Origin of the sequence: Enterobacter bugandensis (genome assembly GCF_900324475.1) — a bacterium.
GTDB lineage: Bacteria > Pseudomonadota > Gammaproteobacteria > Enterobacterales > Enterobacteriaceae > Enterobacter > Enterobacter bugandensis.
The window spans coordinates 1,883,988-1,900,426 of record NZ_LT992502.1 but is presented as its reverse complement, the minus strand read 5'-3'; the positions used below and the strand labels follow the sequence as shown (position 1 = coordinate 1,900,426).

Annotated in this window: 16 protein-coding genes; 8 read left to right on the top strand and 8 right to left on the bottom strand. The window is 60.3% G+C overall.

The window, feature by feature from the left end:
- Positions 1 to 255 precede the first annotated feature (255 nt).
- From astE to astC, 5 genes are read right to left on the bottom strand one after another with little or no spacing between them, the layout of a single operon-like run.
- Positions 256 to 1,221, bottom strand: coding sequence for a succinylglutamate desuccinylase (gene astE / locus DG357_RS09285; RefSeq protein WP_088205290.1), 966 nt, complete (start codon positions 1,219 to 1,221; stop codon positions 256 to 258).
- A gap of 10 nt (positions 1,222 to 1,231) precedes the next feature.
- Complete coding sequence (gene astB, locus DG357_RS09280; protein WP_045261593.1) at positions 1,232 to 2,557, bottom strand: N-succinylarginine dihydrolase; 1,326 nt, start codon at positions 2,555 to 2,557, stop codon at positions 1,232 to 1,234.
- Positions 2,544 to 4,031, bottom strand: a complete 1,488-nt coding sequence (astD, locus tag DG357_RS09275; RefSeq protein ID WP_088205289.1) for a succinylglutamate-semialdehyde dehydrogenase — start codon at positions 4,029 to 4,031, stop codon at positions 2,544 to 2,546. The genes astB and astD overlap by 14 nt, the downstream gene beginning before the upstream one ends.
- Positions 4,028 to 5,062, bottom strand: a complete 1,035-nt coding sequence (gene astA, locus DG357_RS09270; RefSeq protein WP_041910463.1) for an arginine N-succinyltransferase — start codon at positions 5,060 to 5,062, stop codon at positions 4,028 to 4,030. The genes astD and astA overlap by 4 nt, the downstream gene beginning before the upstream one ends.
- Positions 5,059 to 6,279, bottom strand: coding sequence for a succinylornithine/acetylornithine transaminase (gene astC / locus DG357_RS09265; protein ID WP_063153851.1), 1,221 nt, complete (start codon positions 6,277 to 6,279; stop codon positions 5,059 to 5,061). Before astC ends, astA begins: the two co-directional genes overlap by 4 nt.
- Positions 6,280 to 6,712: 433 nt before the next feature.
- On the opposite strand from astC, the gene xthA reads away from it, so the two are divergent.
- The 6 genes from xthA (at position 6,713) to DG357_RS09235 (ending at position 12,888) form a co-directional block, all read left to right on the top strand.
- Complete coding sequence (xthA, locus tag DG357_RS09260) at positions 6,713 to 7,519, top strand: exodeoxyribonuclease III (RefSeq protein ID WP_032644863.1); 807 nt, start codon at positions 6,713 to 6,715, stop codon at positions 7,517 to 7,519.
- Positions 7,520 to 7,525: 6 nt separating this feature from the next.
- Positions 7,526 to 8,209: a TVP38/TMEM64 family protein gene (locus DG357_RS09255; protein ID WP_088205288.1), complete on the top strand. Its 684-nt coding sequence runs from the start codon at positions 7,526 to 7,528 to the stop codon at positions 8,207 to 8,209.
- A 15-nt stretch (positions 8,210 to 8,224) separates the two neighbouring features.
- Positions 8,225 to 9,385 (top strand): ABC transporter substrate-binding protein, encoded by a 1,161-nt coding sequence (locus DG357_RS09250; RefSeq protein WP_408608540.1) that lies wholly within the window; start codon positions 8,225 to 8,227, stop codon positions 9,383 to 9,385.
- Positions 9,358 to 10,887 (top strand): ABC transporter permease family protein, encoded by a 1,530-nt coding sequence (locus DG357_RS09245; RefSeq protein WP_088205286.1) that lies wholly within the window; start codon positions 9,358 to 9,360, stop codon positions 10,885 to 10,887. The genes DG357_RS09250 and DG357_RS09245 overlap by 28 nt, the downstream gene beginning before the upstream one ends.
- A complete protein-coding gene (locus DG357_RS09240) occupies positions 10,887 to 11,507 on the top strand; it encodes an ATP-binding cassette domain-containing protein (RefSeq protein ID WP_088205285.1) in 621 nt (206 codons plus the stop codon). Before DG357_RS09245 ends, DG357_RS09240 begins: the two co-directional genes overlap by 1 nt.
- A gap of 73 nt (positions 11,508 to 11,580) precedes the next feature.
- Positions 11,581 to 12,888, top strand: a complete 1,308-nt coding sequence (locus DG357_RS09235) for a sulfurtransferase (protein ID WP_088205284.1) — start codon at positions 11,581 to 11,583, stop codon at positions 12,886 to 12,888.
- Here the strand turns inward: DG357_RS09235 and DG357_RS09230 are convergent.
- Together DG357_RS09230 and DG357_RS09225 are read right to left on the bottom strand one after the other, a co-directional pair.
- Positions 12,885 to 13,502: a CDP-alcohol phosphatidyltransferase family protein gene (locus tag DG357_RS09230; RefSeq protein WP_088205283.1), complete on the bottom strand. Its 618-nt coding sequence runs from the start codon at positions 13,500 to 13,502 to the stop codon at positions 12,885 to 12,887. The genes DG357_RS09235 and DG357_RS09230 overlap by 4 nt on opposite strands.
- Complete coding sequence (locus DG357_RS09225; protein WP_088205282.1) at positions 13,495 to 14,064, bottom strand: carboxymuconolactone decarboxylase family protein; 570 nt, start codon at positions 14,062 to 14,064, stop codon at positions 13,495 to 13,497. Before DG357_RS09225 ends, DG357_RS09230 begins: the two co-directional genes overlap by 8 nt.
- 75 nt (positions 14,065 to 14,139) lie before the next feature.
- Here DG357_RS09225 and DG357_RS09220 point away from each other — a divergent pair, with 75 nt between their 5' ends.
- Positions 14,140 to 14,556: a pyrimidine (deoxy)nucleoside triphosphate diphosphatase gene (locus DG357_RS09220; RefSeq protein WP_088205281.1), complete on the top strand. Its 417-nt coding sequence runs from the start codon at positions 14,140 to 14,142 to the stop codon at positions 14,554 to 14,556.
- Here the strand turns inward: DG357_RS09220 and DG357_RS09215 are convergent.
- A complete protein-coding gene (locus DG357_RS09215) occupies positions 14,516 to 14,788 on the bottom strand; it encodes a YnjH family protein (protein WP_028012780.1) in 273 nt (90 codons plus the stop codon). The two genes, DG357_RS09220 and DG357_RS09215, sit on opposite strands and share 41 nt — an antisense overlap.
- 227 nt (positions 14,789 to 15,015) lie before the next feature.
- On the opposite strand from DG357_RS09215, the gene gdhA reads away from it, so the two are divergent.
- Positions 15,016 to 16,359, top strand: coding sequence for an NADP-specific glutamate dehydrogenase (gene gdhA, locus DG357_RS09210; RefSeq protein ID WP_048959453.1), 1,344 nt, complete (start codon positions 15,016 to 15,018; stop codon positions 16,357 to 16,359).
- Positions 16,360 to 16,439 lie beyond the last annotated feature (80 nt).

Genomic DNA, 16,439 nt, shown 5'->3' with positions numbered 1-16,439 from the left:
TCAGAGCAACGGTAAAACAATGAAAGTGTAAAAAACAATTTTTCGCCAAATGTGGAGGAAATAAGGATAAAGCGTGGAGAGTTGCAACAAGAAATATTCAATACGATGATTTTAAAGCTATTTAGCAGAAGTATAACGAAGTGACGGTGAATAATAAAGCAATTCGCCAGGAATATTCCGTAAAAGAAATCAGAGCGCTTTAATCGCTAAGAAAACATATTTACTTCCCCTCCCGGATGGTGAGAGGGGAAAGGTTCAGGTGAGTTTTTCCAGCATCAGACCGGCCCGCAGGCCAAACGCTACGGAGGGGTTGGGGAACAGCACATATTCGGTGGTTTTCTGCACCTCGTAACGCTCTTCGCCATCTTCCGCCAGCAGAGCCCCTTTGCGAAACGGCGTGAAGTTCAGAGTGTGCGCGGCCATGTGAAGCTGGAAAGCCTCGCTGCGGCGGGTGATCTGCTGTACGACCCGGTAACGCTCAACGGGCTGATGTGCGTGCTCGGTAGCCGTCCCACCGAGCAGCGCCCGAAGCGCGAGCTCCGTAGGCGCAAAGCGCGTGAGATCGTTCTGTCCGAACGGTAGCGCTTTTCCCAGCTCCAGCGTACAGGACAGCGCGCCAAACCGTTCGCAAGTGAAGTGAGTAAAGGTCCCACCCGGCGACTGATGAAACACCAGCGCCTCCAGCCCGGCATCCCCCAACCAGCTCAGAAACGCTTCATCCCACGGCTGATTGCGCTGCGGCAGAACGCCGAATCTGACATGGTAAGAGGCGCGGATCGCCGTATGCAGATCCAGATGCCAGCGCGCCGGTCCCGCCACGGCAAAAAACGTCGTCACGACGTTCTCCAGCCACTGCGCGCGCGCCGTTTCGTCACTCTGCGGAAACTGCGACCAGCGACCGCCGAACATGCGGTTAATGTCGCTAACCAGGTACCGTTTGTTTTGCGCCAGCGCAGGCGGATTGCCAAGCACCACCAGCACGCGGCACGCAAGGGATATCTCGCCGCGATACAGTGCGCGCAGCAGCCCATCGACGATCTCAACGGGTGCGGTTTCATTCCCATGGATCCCCGAGGAAAGCAGCAGCGATAACGCACTGCTGGACTTCGGCGTCAGCTCAAGCACCCCGCGCCCCAGCCACCGCCAGCGGAATGAGGGGCCTTCCCCCTCACTCTGGTCCGGCGTTTCATCGGCCAGGGTCAGCGCCAGTAAATTTTCCATATCCACTCCTTTAGCGCTGGAACGGGTAAACCGAGCCCAGCTGCAGGATTGACGATAACGCGTCCAGCGCCTCGCGCCCTTCGCGCAGCAGCTGCGGGTCAACCAGATCGGCCTGCGTCAACCGGTCGCGATAGTAGCGGTCCACCCAGTCGTTCAGGGTGTTAAAGAGCGTCTCATTCATCATGACTGCGGGGTTAACGGCCTGTATTTCATTTGGCGTTAACACGACCCGCAGGCGCAGACAGGCGGGACCACCGCCGTTAGCCATGCTTTCGCGCAGGTCAAACACGCGCAGCTCGTCAATCGGGTTATCAGCCTTCACCAGTTCGGTGAGGTAGCGCCACACGCCCCGATGATCCCGGGACTCCTGCGGCAGCACCAGCATCATGCTGCCGTCATCGCGGCTCAGCAGCTGGCTGTTGAACAGATAGGTTTCGACCGCGTCCTGCACGCTGACCGCCTGCGTTGGCACCTGGATCGGCATAAAGCCGGGCACGCGTTCGTGCAGCGTGGCGAGCAGCTTATCCTGATGGGCAAAGGCCTGCTCATGGCAGAACAGCACCTGGCGGTTGGACACGGCAATCACGTCGTTATGGAACACGCCCTGGTCGATCACGTGCGGGTTCTGCTGGGCAAAAATCACCTGGGAAGGATTGACCTGGTTCAGGCGCGCAACCGCCTGGCTGGCCGCGAGCGTCTGACGCGCTGGATAACGGGTTGGCGCGGCGTGGCCGCCCTCTTCCCGCCCGTAGATAAACAGCTGCACGGCGGGATCGCCGTAATCGCCACCCAGCCGGTTATGGTTGGCCGCGCCTTCGTCGCCAAACATCGCCACCTGCGGCAGGGCCTGATGGATCTCAAAATGGGCGTCATGCTTGAAAATAGCGCGCAGCACGCGCTCGGTGGTGTCCGCTTCGGTGGCGCGATGAAACTTATTATTCAGGTTCGCCACCGTCAGATGGACTTTACCATCCAGCGTATCGGCTGACGGCGCGACGGTGGCCGCGTTTGCCACCCACATTGAAGAGGCAGAGCTTGCCGCAGAGAGCAAATGCGGCGTCTGCGTACCCGCTTTTTCGACGACCTGCTCGTCCGTACCGCTAAATCCTAGCTGGCGCAGCACCGCCACGTTAGGGCGTTCCTGCGGCGGGATCACGGCCTGCGGGAAGCCGGCATCCGCGAGCGCCTTCATTTTTAGCAGCCCCTGCTTCGCCGCCAGCTTCGGGTTGGAGACCTGAAAGCGGTGCTTCGTCGAGGCTTCATTACCAAAGGAGAGACCGGCATAGTGGTGCGTCAGCCCCACCAGCCCGTCAAAGTTGACTTCACGCGCTTTCATGGCCTTCTCCCTTCGTAAAATCGAGCCCCGGGTTAAGCGTCTCCGGCAGCGTCAGCGCCGGGGTTTCCAGACTCGCCATCGGCCACGCGCAGTAATCGGCGGCATACCAGGCGCTGGCGCGATGGTTGCCCGAGGCGCCCACGCCGCCGAACGGCGCGGTGCTCGCCGCCCCGGTCAGCGGTTTATTCCAGTTGACGATCCCGGCACGCGCTTCCAGCAGCAGTTGTTCAAACTTCTCGCGATGCGGCGATATCAGCCCGCTCGACAGGCCGTAGCGGGTGTTATTCGCCATCGCAATGGCCGCATCAAAATCGTCGTAACGCCAGACGCACAGCAGCGGGCCAAACACCTCTTCATCCGGCACGCTGCTCGCACCGCTCATCTCTACGATGCCCGGCGTCAGCAGCGAGGTACCCGGCTGAACCTGCTTCGGCTCCAGCAGGGTTTTCGCCCCGCGTGCAACGTGGTCCTGCCAGGCGTTGAGCACGTTCAGCGCGGCCTGTTCGGAGATCAACCCGCCGATAAACGGCTGCGGGTCGGCATCCCACGTGGCAGGCACCAGCCCCGCGCTCACCTCTACCAGACGCTTCAGGAAGGCATCCCCCTGCGCGCCGCGCTTGACCAGCAGGCGACGGGCGCAGGTGCAGCGCTGTCCGGCGGTAATAAAGGCGGACTGGATCGTCAGGTGCACCGCGGCATCGATATCGTCAGGATCTTCGACAATCAGCGGGTTGTTGCCGCCCATCTCCAGCGCCAGAATTTTCTCCGGCTGCCCCGCCAGCTGGCGGTGCAGCTGATAGCCCGTTCCGGCGCTGCCGGTAAACAGCAGGCCGTCGATATCGCTCAGCGCGCTCAGCGCCTGACCGGTTTCCCTCCCGCCCTGCACGAGGTTCAGCACGCCCGGCGGCAGCCCGGCCTGCTCCCACAGTTTCACCACCGCCTCGCCGGTTAACGGCGTAAGCTCGCTCGGTTTGAAGATGACGGTATTGCCCGCCAGCAGCGCGGGGACAATGTGACCATTCGGCAGATGCCCAGGGAAGTTATACGGGCCAAACACCGCCAGCACGCCGTGCGGACGGTGGCGCAGCGTGGCCGCGCCGTCCGGCATCTCAGTATGCTGCTCGCCGGTGCGGGTGTGGTACGCCTTAATCGAAATAGCGATTTTATTGATCATCGCCGTCACTTCGGTCGCCGCTTCCCAGCGCGGTTTGCTGGTTTCGGACGCGATGATGCGCGTCAGCTCGGCCTTGTTGGCCTCCAGCAGTCCGGCAAATTTTTCAATAAGCGCCTGGCGCTCGGCGAATGGCCGTTTTGCCCACGCGGGAAACGCGTGTCGTGCGGAACGGCAGGCCTGCTCGACCTGCGCGACGCTGGCGTCATTTCCCTTCCACAGCACCTCTTTTCCAACTGGATTGGTTTTTACGCGCTGTTCGCCTTCGCCCGTTACCCAGTCACCGTTAATCCATAATGTCATGCTGTTTTCTCCTCAGGGCAGAGACGCACCAGGCGAACCGTATCGCCGGCGTTACATTTCAGGGCATCCAGCTCTGCAGCCGTCAGCACCAGACGTTCACATTTCGGGTTGGTCCGCACCAGCATGGCGCGGAAGTTGGCGTAATTTTCGTTCGCCACCAGGCATGCCGGCCAGTCACCCGGCGCGGGCTGGCCTTCGGATACCTCAACCAGGCGGCTTTTACGGATGGCGCGCACGCGGTCGATATCGCACTCAAGCGTTGGCCCGCCGTCAAAGATGTCGACATAGTTACGGTAGCGGAAGCCCTCTTTCTCCAGCACCGCGCGGGCAGGCGCGGTTTGCGGATGCACTTCGCCAATTACCGCCTGCGCTTCCGGCGTTAAGAAATGGGTATAGATAGGATGTTTAGGCATCAACTCCGCGATAAATGCCTTCTGGCCGGTGCCGCAGAGATAGTCCGCCCGGCTGAACTCCATCGAGAAGAAGCGCTCGCCCAGGCTCTCCCAGAAGGGCGAGTAGCCTTTGTCGTCGATCACGCCGCGCATCTCTGCCACCACTTTTTCGTTAAAGCGATCGCGAAAAGCGGCCATAAACATAAAGCGCGATTTGGAGAGCAGATAGCCGTTGCCCTCTTTGCGCCACGCCGGGTCGAGGAACAGCGTACAGAGCTCGCTGGCGCCCGTGTGGTCATTGCAAAGAAACAGCGTGGGCAGCGCGTTATAGACGTTCAACTCTTTCGAGGCGTGAACCATGGTGCCGACGCGGTAGTTGTACCACGGGTCGTTAAGCCCGACGGCCACTTCAATGGCGCAGATCCCGGCCACGCTCCCCGTTTCGGTGTCTTCCAGCACGAACACGTAACCCTGTTCGCTTTTTGGCAACGTCCCCTGCCAGGTTTGCAGGGCGCGCTCAATGCGCGCCGACAGCGTTTTTTCATCGGCAGGAAGCGAGGTCAGCCCGCCTCCCGTCTTACCGGCAAGCTGCATGAGCCCTGCAATATCGCCGCGCTCAACGGGACGGATGACCATCATGATGACACCCCGGATTTCACCTTCTCACACGCCAGCGCAAAACGATCCAGACCGGTTTGCACCTCTTCCTCGCTGACAATCAGCGCAGGGGCAAAACGCACCACGTTGGCACCGGCAATCAGCACCATCACGCCCGCTTTTGCCGCTTCCTGTGAAATAAGCTTCGCTTTTCCGGCAAACTCAGCCGTGAGCTCGCAGCCGATCAACAGCCCCAGGCCGCGAATTTCTTTAAACAGGCCAAGCTTGCCGTTAATGGCGTTCAGGCGCTCAACGAACCACTCGTGACGCTGCTTAACGCCCTTCAGCACCTCAGGGGTGTTAATGATGTCGAGAACCTGTCCGGCGACGGCGGTTGCCAGCGGGTTGCCGCCGTAGGTGGTGCCGTGGGTGCCCACGGTCATCACGCTGGCGAATTTATCAGTGGTCAGCGTCGCGCCAATCGGGAAGCCGCCGCCCAGCGCTTTGGCGGTAGAGAGAACGTCCGGCGTCACGCCGTAGTGCATGTAGGCATACAGCTCGCCGGTGCGGCCCACGCCGGTCTGCACTTCGTCGAAAATCAGGACCGCGTCGTGACGGTCGCACAGCTCGCGCAGCCCCTGCAGGAATGCCTTTTGCGCCGGAAGTACGCCACCCTCGCCCTGCATCGGTTCGACAATCACCGCGCAGGTGGTGTCGTTAATCAGCTCGCTGGCGGACTGCAGATCGTTATAAATGCCGTGGCGAATATCCGGCGGCAGCGGAGCGAAATCCTGCGAATAAGAAGGCTGGCCGCCCGCGCTCACGGTAAAGAGCGTGCGCCCGTGGAAGGCATTTTTAAACGCCACAATCCCGCTCTTGTGCGCCCCAAACTTGTCGTGGGCATATTTGCGCGCCAGCTTCAGCGCCGCTTCGTTGGCTTCCGCGCCGGAGTTACAGAAAAAGACTTTTTCAGCGAAGGTCGCGTCAATCAGCTTTTTCGCCAGGCGCAGTGCGGGCTCGTTGGTAAAGCCGTTGCCGGTATGCCAGAACTTCGCCGCCTGGTCGTTCAGCGCCTGACGCAGCGCCGGGTGGGCATGACCCAGCGCATTCACCGCAATCCCCCCGGCAAAGTCGATATACTCTTTACCCTGCTGATCCCACAGGCGTGAGCCTTCCCCGCGAACCGGAATAAAAGCCGCCGGAGCGTAAACCGGCATCATCCATTCATCGAAATTTTCACGCGTAATTGACAGAGACATAGCGACCTCATCCGGTAAATAAAAAGTTATTTGAATGTTAAATAATTGAGTGTTTGCACTGTGAATGTAGATTGCAGCCTTCGTGCCAGCCAGCGATAAAAATGCATAAACGGGGTGAGGTAACAGAATATCAATAGGTTACAATATGGAGTTATTCACTGTTAGTGCATAAAAAGTGAATATTTTTACGACAAGCGGCGCTTTGCCGCATGAAAATCAGAAAGAGTATGCACAGGCCAAATATAATTCTGGAATTGTGATCGCTCGCGAAATTTATCGGCCCTTTACGCCCTGTTTGAGGGCGAAGCGCGTCAGAATGGTGCAAATATTGCACCACCGGCAATATCTGTCGCAGTTATTGGTCGAACCCGGTAACAGTTGACGCAAATTCTGCTACCATCCATGCACTATTCACCTTGCACTGGCAGCGACTATGAAATTTGTCTCTTTTAATATCAACGGCCTGCGCGCCCGCCCTCATCAGCTAGAAGCCATCGTTGAGCAACATCAGCCAGATGTGATCGGCCTGCAGGAGACCAAGGTTCACGACGACATGTTCCCCCTCGAAGAGGTGGCGAAACTCGGCTACAACGTCTTTTACCACGGTCAGAAAGGTCACTATGGCGTCGCGCTGCTCACCAAAGACACGCCGGTTTCCGTGCGCCGCGGCTTCCCCGGCGACGGTGAAGAAGCCCAGCGCCGCATCATCATGGCGGAAGTGCCTTCCGCGCTCGGGAATATTACGGTCATTAACGGCTATTTCCCGCAGGGTGAGAGCCGCGATCACGAGACAAAATTCCCGGCCAAAGCGAAGTTTTATCAGGATCTGCAGAACTATCTGACGACCGAACTGAAAAAAGAGAATCCGGTGCTGATCATGGGCGACATGAACATCAGCCCGACGGATCTGGATATCGGCATCGGCGAAGAAAACCGCAAGCGCTGGCTGCGCACCGGCAAATGTTCTTTCCTGCCGGAAGAGCGTGAGTGGATGGAGCGCCTGCTGGGCTGGGGCCTGGTGGATACCTTCCGCAATGCCAACCCGGAAACGCAGGACCGCTTCTCGTGGTTTGACTACCGCTCGAAGGGCTTTGACGACAACCGCGGCCTGCGTATCGATCTGCTGCTGGCGAGTACGCCGCTGGCGGAGCGCTGCATCGAAACCGGCATCGACTACGACATCCGCAGCATGGAAAAACCGTCGGACCACGCGCCGGTATGGGCTAAATTCAAGCTGTAATCGCGCGTGAATATACGAAAAATACTCTTCCTGTGCGCCCTTCTGGGCGCATTTCTTATGACATTTGTCATTCTGCCGCCTGACACGCTCTCTCTGGCAGGAATTAAAACCCACCAGCAGACGCTACTCTCCCATGTCGACCACGCGCCGCTGCGTAGCGCGCTGATCTTCTTTGCGCTTTACGTGGCGGTTTCCGCTCTCTCGATACCCGGCGCGGCGGTTCTGACCCTGCTGGGCGGGGCGTTATTTACGCTGTGGGAAGGCACCGTGCTGGTTTCGTTTGCCTCCACGCTCGGGGCCACGCTGGCGATGCTCGCCAGCCGTTACCTGCTGCGCGACTGGGTGCAGCGGCGGTTTGCCCGACAGATGGCAACGGTAAATGCGGGCATGGCGCGCGACGGCGCGGGCTATCTTTTTGCCCTGCGCCTGATGCCGCTGTTCCCGTTTTTCCTGGTGAATTTACTGATGGGGCTGACCCGCATCACGGTCCGGCGCTACTGGTGGGTCAGCCAGCTCGCCATGCTGCCCGCGACGGTTATCTTTCTGAACGCCGGGCGGGAACTGGGAAAAGTGGCATCGCTGCGCGATATTTTGTCGCCGGGCGTGGTATTCGCCTTTACACTACTGGGGTTATTACCGCTGGTTACGCGCCGGCTGTTTTCCCGCTATCTCCCTGCTGATAAAAAGTGAGGCATTATGCGCCGTGTGCGTTTTTGCACGTTTCTGACCGGTCTGCTGCTGGCAGCCCCCCTCTATGCCGCCGACGGCTGGCAAGCTATTCAACAGCAGGCCAAAGGCCAGACCGTCTGGTTTAACGCCTGGGGCGGCGATCCGGCGGTTAACCGCTACCTTGAGTGGGTCAGCGGTGAGATGCAAACGCACTATGCCATCGCCCTAAAAATCGTCCCGCTGGCGGATGCCGCCGATGCGGTCAAACGTATTCAGACGGAAGCCGCCGCAGGGCGTAAGACCAACGGCTCGGTCGACCTCCTGTGGGTGAACGGCGAGAACTTCCGCACGCTAAAAGAGGCGAACCTGCTGCAAACCGGGTGGGCGCAGGGTCTGCCCAACTGGCGCTATGTCGATACCCGTAAACCCGTTACGGAAGATTTTGCGATTCCAACCGACGGGGCGGAATCGCCGTGGGGCGGCGCGCAGCTGACTTTTATCGCCCGCAAAGCCAGCATGCCAATGCCGCCGGAGGATCCGCAGGCGCTGCTGGCGTACGCGCAGCAGCACCCGGGCAAGGTGAGCTATCCTCGCCCACCCGATTTTACCGGCACGGCCTTTCTTGAGCAGCTGCTGCTGACGCTTACGGCGAATCCCGAGGCGTTACAAAAAGCGCCTGATGATACGTTTGCCCAGGTTACGGCGCCGCTCTGGGCCTACCTCGATAAACTGCACCCGCTGCTGTGGCGTGAAGGAAAAGACTTCCCTCCCTCACCCGCCCGGATGGATGCCCTGCTCGCCAGCGGAAGTCTGAACCTGTCGCTGACCTTTAACCCGGCGCATGCGCAGCAAAAAGTGGCGAGCGGCGAACTGCCTGCCGACAGCTATAGCTTTGGTTTTCGCGACGGGATGCTCGGCAACGTGCATTTTGTCGCTATTCCGGCTAATGCCAGCGCGAGCGCGGGGGCGAAAGTGGTCGCCAATTTCCTGCTGTCGCCGCAGGCGCAGATCCGCAAGGCCGACCCGGCCATTTGGGGGGATCCGAGCGTGCTGGATGCGAAAACGCTGCCCGAAGGTGAAGCGAAACAGCTGCAGGCCCACACGCCTCAGGGGCTGCCGAAGGTGCTCCCGGAGCCGCAGTCCGCGTGGGTGAACGCGCTGGAGCAGGAATGGCTGCGTCGTTACGGCACCCTTTAGGCTGGCTTGTCTGGCTGGCGATGACGGTGATTTATCTGCCGATCCTGCCCGCTGGCACCGTGCTGTTCGCGCCGGCCTTTTCCGTGACGAACTGGCAGCGGCTGCTAAACGATCCTCAGTTGCCGCAGGCAGCCGTTGCCACGCTGGTCTCAACGCTTATCGCTACGCTGGGGACCTTGTTTATCGCCCTTTCCCTCGTGGCTCTTTTCTGGCCCGGCACCCGCTGGCGGCGCCTCAGCACGCGCCTGCCGTGGCTGCTGGCGATCCCCCACGTGGCCTTCGCCACCAGCGCGCTACTGCTGTTTGCCGAGGGCGGACTGTTTTATCAGGTTTGTACCGTCTGTTCGCCGCCGTTTGACCGCTACGGCGTAGGGCTGGGCCTGACGCTCGCGGTCAAAGAGAGCGCATTCGTGCTGTGGGCCATTTACGCCGTGCTGCCGGAAAAAGGGCTCGCGCAGCAGAAGATCGTCCTGCAAACCTTTGGCTACGGACGTTTTCAGACGCTCAGCTGGCTGATCCTTCCGGCGATCGCGCCCGTCCTCGGGGCGGTGATGCTGGCGGTGCTGGCGTGGTCGCTGTCGGTTGTGGACGTGGCGATCGTTCTCGGGCCCGGCAACCCGCCCACGCTGGCCGTGCTGGCCTGGCAGTGGCTGAGCCAGGGCGACGCGCAGCAGCAGGTGAAAGGAACGCTGCTGTGTCTGGTGCTCCTTCTTTTGCTGGCCGCGCTTGCCGCGCTGGGGTACGGCCTGTGGAAAGTCTGGCGTCGCGCGATTCCGGACCTGAGCGGGACGCGCCGCAGGTTGCATCTCGTCCTGCCTGAACGCGCATTCAGCGGCTTTTTGCCCGCATGCGGCCTCCTTTGCGCCGCCGTGCTGTTGATGCTGGCGCAGCGGGACGACGTAGGTCCCATGGGAACCAGCTTCTCCTTCGGTCTGCTTTCGAGCCTTATCGCCCTGATCGTCATTTTTCTCTGGCTGGAATGGGGGCCGCAGCGCGGCGCGGCATGGGTGTGGCTACCGCTCGCCCTTCCGGCACTCCCGCTCGTCACCGGGCAATACGCGATTGCTTTGCATCTGGGTCTCGACGGAGGCTTTATCGCCGTCCTCTGGAGCCATCTGCTGTGGGTGCTACCGTGGATGCTGCTGGTGCTGCAGCCCGCCTGGCGGCGGATCGATCCCCGGCTTATCCTTACCGCCAGAACGCTCGGCTGGCGGCGGGCAAAAATTTTCTGCCTGCTGAAATGTCCCCTGCTGGTGCGTCCTGCGCTGCTGGCCTTTGCCACCGGTTTTTCCGTCAGCATGGCCCAATATATGCCGACCCTGTGGCTGGGCGCGGGACGTTTCGCCACGCTGACCACCGAGACCGTCGCGCTCAGCAGCGGAGGCAGCATCCCGGTTCTCGCTAACCGTGCCCTGGGATTACTGATGGTCACGGGCGTCGTATTCGGTCTTGCTGCGCTGTTATCCCGGCTCGCGGGCCGCTACCGTCAAGGATTACGTTAATGCTGAAGGTCAACGATCTCACCATCGAACCGCTTTTCCGCAAGGTCAATTTTTGCGTACCCCGCGGGGAGATAGTCACCCTGATGGGGCCGTCCGGCAGCGGCAAATCGACCCTCTTTGCCTGGATGGTCGGCGCGCTGTCAGAGGATTTTCAGGCGCGGGGCGAGCTGTGGATCGGCGAACGCCGCTGCGACGGTTTGCCCGTCGAATCCCGCGGTCTGGGGATTCTTTTTCAGGACGCGCTGCTGTTCGACCCTTTCAGCGTTGGGCAAAATTTGCTGCTGGCCTTGCCTGAGCGGATCGCGGGACGCGCACGGCGGGAAGCGGTCGAGCAGGCGCTGGATTCCGCCGGGCTTGGCGGTCATTACGCCAGCGATCCGGCCACCCTTTCCGGCGGAGAGCGCGCCCGGGTGAGCCTGCTGCGCGCCCTGCTCGCAGAGCCGCAGGCGCTGCTGCTGGACGAACCGTTCAGCCGCCTTGATAAAGCGTTACGCACGACGTTCCGGGCATGGGTATTTGACGCCGTCCGCGCGCGCAATATTCCGGTGGTGCTGGTCACCCATGACGAGGACGATATTCCGCCCGGCGGCGAGGTGATTGAGATTTCTCGCTGGCAATAATGTGCTAACGCAATGTTTTCCGTTTCGGGAGAGACGACAATGCCCCCCTCTTTTACTGACGTCAGGTTATTCGATGAAACGTGTTTCTCAACTGACCGCGCTGGCCCTGATCTGCGGCCTCGCCTCTTTTTCCTCTCAGGCTGCTGATATGGCCAACGCGATGACGCTGTCTCAGCTTCAGGCGCAGCACGGCGCGGCAATCGACACCCGCCCCAGCGCCTTCTATAACGGCTGGCCGCAGACCCTCAGCGGTCCTTCCGGGCACGAACCCGCTGCGCTCAACCTGGCAGCCGCCTGGCTTAGCGCCATGAGCGACGAGCAGATTGCACTTTGGGCAAAACAGCATCAGCTTACCCCTGCGACGTCCATCGCGCTGTATGGCGACGAGAACGATAACCAGGCGGTGAAAGCCCGTCTGGAGAAAGCTGGTTACCGCCACGTTTCGCTGCTCAGCGATGCTCTGCGGACGCCCGACCGCCTTCAGCGCCTGCCCCACTTTGAACAGCTCGTCTACCCGCAGTGGATCCACCGGCTTCAGCAGGGCAAACCGGTGACCTCCGCGCCGGCGGGCGAATGGAAAGTCATAGAAGCGGCCTGGGGCGCGCCGAAGTTTTACCTGCTTAACCACATTCCCGGCGCGGGCTACATTGACACCAACGAGGTGGAAAGCGAGCCGCTGTGGAACAAAGTCTCCGACGACAGGCTGAAAGCAATGCTGGCAAAGCACGGGATCCGTCACGATACCACCGTCATTCTGTACGGGCGCGACGTGTATGCCGCCGCGCGCGTGGCGCAGATCATGCTCTACGCGGGCGTGAAGGATGTGCGCCTTCTCGATGGCGGCTGGAAGGCGTGGTCAGATGCCGGTCTGCCGGTTGAGCGCGGTACGCCCGGCAAAGTGGCTCCTGCCCCTGATTTTGGCGCGCCGATCCCCGGCCAGCCGCAGCTGATGGTGGATATGGAACAGGCGCGCGGCATGCTGCACCGTCAGGATGCCTCCCTGGTCAGCATTCGTTCGTGGCCGGAGTTTATCGGCGAAACCAGCGGCTACAGCTACATCAAGCCAAAAGGTGAAATTGCCGGTGCCCGCTGGGGTCACGCGGGCAGCGATGCCACCCACATGGAGGATTTCCATAACCCGGATGGCACCATGCGCAGCGCTGACGACATCACCGCCCAGTGGAAGCGCTGGAATATTCTGCCGGAACAGCAGGTCGCGTTTTACTGCGGCACCGGCTGGCGGGCGTCCGAAGCCTTTATGTACGCCCGGGCGATGGGCTGGAAAAATATCGCCGTCTATGACGGCGGCTGGTACGAATGGAGCAGTCACCCGCAGAACCCGGTCACCGCCGGAGAGCGCGGACCAGAGAGTGCTCTCTAATGGGTGAGTGACTTCAGCGTCACGTAGCCGCTCCAGATGCGCGTTGTGGTGGTCAGCCAGCACAGCGCGCCGAATATCCACGCGAACAGCGTAAACTGTGCCGGAAACAGGCAGCACAGCACGAACAGCGCGATGGTCTCCGTCCCTTCCGTTAACCCGCCGATATAGTAAAACGACTTATGCGCATAGCCGGGGTTGTCGATATCGTGCTTCGCCGCCAGCGCGGCAAAGGCGAGAAAACTGCTGCCGGTGCCGATAAACGCAAACAACAGCCAGGCCGCCGCCAGCGCATTCTCTACGGGTGCAGCCAGCGCAAAGCCAAACGGCACCAGCGCATAGAACAGAAAATCGAGGGCGATATCGAGAAATCCTCCCGCATCCGTCAGCCCTCTCCGACGCGCCAGCGCGCCGTCCAGACCATCAAGCAGGCGGTTCAGGACGATGGCGGCCAGCGCCGCCGAATACCAGCCGAGGGCCAGAAACGGCAACGCCAGCAGGCCGATGGCAAACCCGGCAAGCGTTAATCCGTCGGGCGTAACGCCCGGCTTATCCAGCACGGATACCAGACAGTCCAGAGCGGGCTTTACCCGCGGGTGCAGGTGACGGTCAAGCATCAGGCTTCCCTTTAAACGTGGCGCACAGCCCCTGTGCCGGTATATCCAGCGCGGCATTAAACCGGGCCGAGAGATTCTGAAAGGCAATGAGCGCCGTCATTTCAGTGATGGCATCATCCGTAAAGTGGCGTTGCATCGCCGTTTTGATTGCTTCATCCACCCGGGGCGGCGTGGCGGTCACCGCCTCCGCATAGGCCAGCGCCGCGCGCTCCTGTTCACTGAACACGTCAGAATCAGCCCAGCCGCTTACGGCCTGGACTTTATCCAGCGCGCCGCAGCGCTCGGCCAGGCGCAGGCTGTTGGCGTCAATGCAGAACGCACAGTGGCACAGCTGCGATACGCGCGTCATAAGCAGCGAGCGCAGCACTGGCGTCAGGCGCGCTTTTCTGCGCTCCAGAAACCCCACAAACAAAGCGACCAGCCAGAACAGACGCGGCATGCGTCCCCACCAGCGCGTGGGGTTCAGCATGGCACCGAAGTGTTTTTGCTGCATGGCGGCAATAGGTTTTACGCTCGCCGGAAGGGTTGGGATGGGCTCTACCCAGGTGGACGTCTCTTTCACCTGATTCTCCTGATGGCTGGACTCTTTGAAAGGGCACGATAATATGGCGTTTTTCGCTATCAAGTATTGACGACCATGCTAAAAACAGTCGATGTCGTTGCGGCCATCATCGAAAAAGACGACAAAATTTTACTGGCACAGCGCCCTGCTCACGCCGACCAGCCGGGAATGTGGGAGTTCGCTGGCGGCAAAGTGGAGGCCGGAGAAACCCAGCCTGAGGCGCTTATCCGCGAGCTGCGTGAAGAGCTGGGTATCGAGGCTCAGCCTGAGCAGTACGTGGCGAGCCATCAGCGCGAGGTATCACAGCGCTTAATCAACCTGCACGCCTGGCACGTAACCCGCTTCAGCGGAGAGTTAACGGCGCACTACCACAGCGCGTTGGCGTGGTGTACGCCGGAAGAGGCTTTCAGTTATGCGTTAGCTCCGGCGGATATTCCGCTGCTGGAGGCGTTTATTCTTTTACGCGACGCCAGACCAGCGGATTCGTGCTGATGGTACGTTCATCGCGCTGGCACTGCAGCAGCACGCCATCCGCCTTCACGACGGCCCCTTCAGAATAGTTTTGATCCTGGTAGATGCAGCACTGGTTACACGGCTGCGCGCGCTGGCCGCTGGAGCTAAACACCTCCGGCGGCACGTTCACTTCTACATCCGGGCGAATGCGGTCAGCCTGCGCGCCTGCGGTCAACATCAATGATAACGCGGCCATCACGTAACGGTTCATAGACTTCTCTTCCTGTTGTGTCCTGATAATGACTATAACGGTAAATCGGACAGAATCTTTAATTTAGCGCGCCATCGCTTTTTGTTATGACGCGGCCCGGGTCATTAATTTCCCTTTCGGTCCACATTTCTGCTTGCTTCACAAAGCGGTACGGGTGGTATAGTCAAAAAAACAACACAAATCGCATAAGCAACATACATTAATGACTATAAGAGGTTCTTATATCTATGGATCAGACACGCTCTCTGGAAAGTTTCCTTGCCTATGTTCAGCAGCGCGACCCGCATCAAAGCGAATTTGCTCAGGCCGTTCGTGAAGTAATGACTACCCTCTGGCCGTTCCTTGAAGAAAACCCGCGCTATCGTCAACTGTCGCTGCTGGAACGTCTGGTTGAACCCGAGCGTGTGATCCAGTTCCGCGTGACCTGGGTGGATGACCGCAACCAGGTACAGGTCAACCGTGCCTGGCGCGTGCAGTTTAACTCCGCCATCGGCCCGTTTAAGGGCGGCATGCGCTTCCACCCTTCCGTGAACCTGTCGATTCTGAAATTCCTTGGCTTTGAGCAGACGTTTAAAAACGCACTCACCACCCTGCCAATGGGCGGCGGTAAAGGCGGGAGCGATTTCGACCCGAAAGGCAAAAGCGAAGGTGAAGTGATGCGTTTCTGTCAGGCGCTAATGACCGAGCTCTACCGCCACCTCGGCCCGGACACCGACGTACCGGCGGGGGATATCGGCGTGGGAGCCCGCGAAGTGGGCTTTATGGCCGGGATGATGAAAAAACTCTCCAACAACAGCGCCTGCGTCTTTACCGGCAAAGGGTTATCGTTTGGCGGCAGCCTGATCCGCCCGGAGGCGACCGGCTACGGCCTGGTTTACTTCACCGAGGCAATGCTCAAGCGTCACGGCTTAGGTTTTGAGGGGATGCGCGTGGCGGTCTCCGGCTCCGGTAACGTGGCGCAGTACGCTATCGAAAAAGCGATGCAGTTTGGTGCCCGCGTGGTGACTGCCTCCGACTCTAAAGGGACGGTAGTGGACGAAGCGGGCTTTACGGCGGAGAAGCTGGCGCGCCTGTGCGAAATCAAAGCCAGCCGCGATGGCCGACTTGTCGATTATGCCGCGGAGTTTGGCCTGACGTATCTGGAAGGCAAACAGCCGTGGGGCGTGCCGGTGGATATCGCCCTGCCGTGCGCCACGCAAAACGAACTGGACGCGGACGCCGCGCGCACGCTAATTAGCAACGGCGTGAAGGCGGTAGCGGAAGGGGCGAATATGCCGACCACTATCGAGGCAACGGATCTGTTCCTGGAGGCGGGCGTGCTGTTTGCGCCAGGCAAGGCGGCGAACGCGGGCGGCGTGGCGACCTCCGGCCTGGAGATGGCGCAAAACGCGGCGCGGCTCGGCTGGAAGGCGGAGAAAGTGGATGCCCGTTTGCACCACATCATGCTGGATATTCACCATGCCTGCGTCGAGTACGGCGGCGAGGCATCGCAAACCAACTACGTGCGCGGGGCGAATATCGCCGGGTTCGTGAAGGTGGCGGATGCGATGATTGGGCAGGGTGTGATTTAAGGTTTATATCGTGCGGCCGGGTGCCGGGTGCCCTCACCCCGGCCCTCTCCCACTGTACGGTCCGGGGACATAGTGAACAC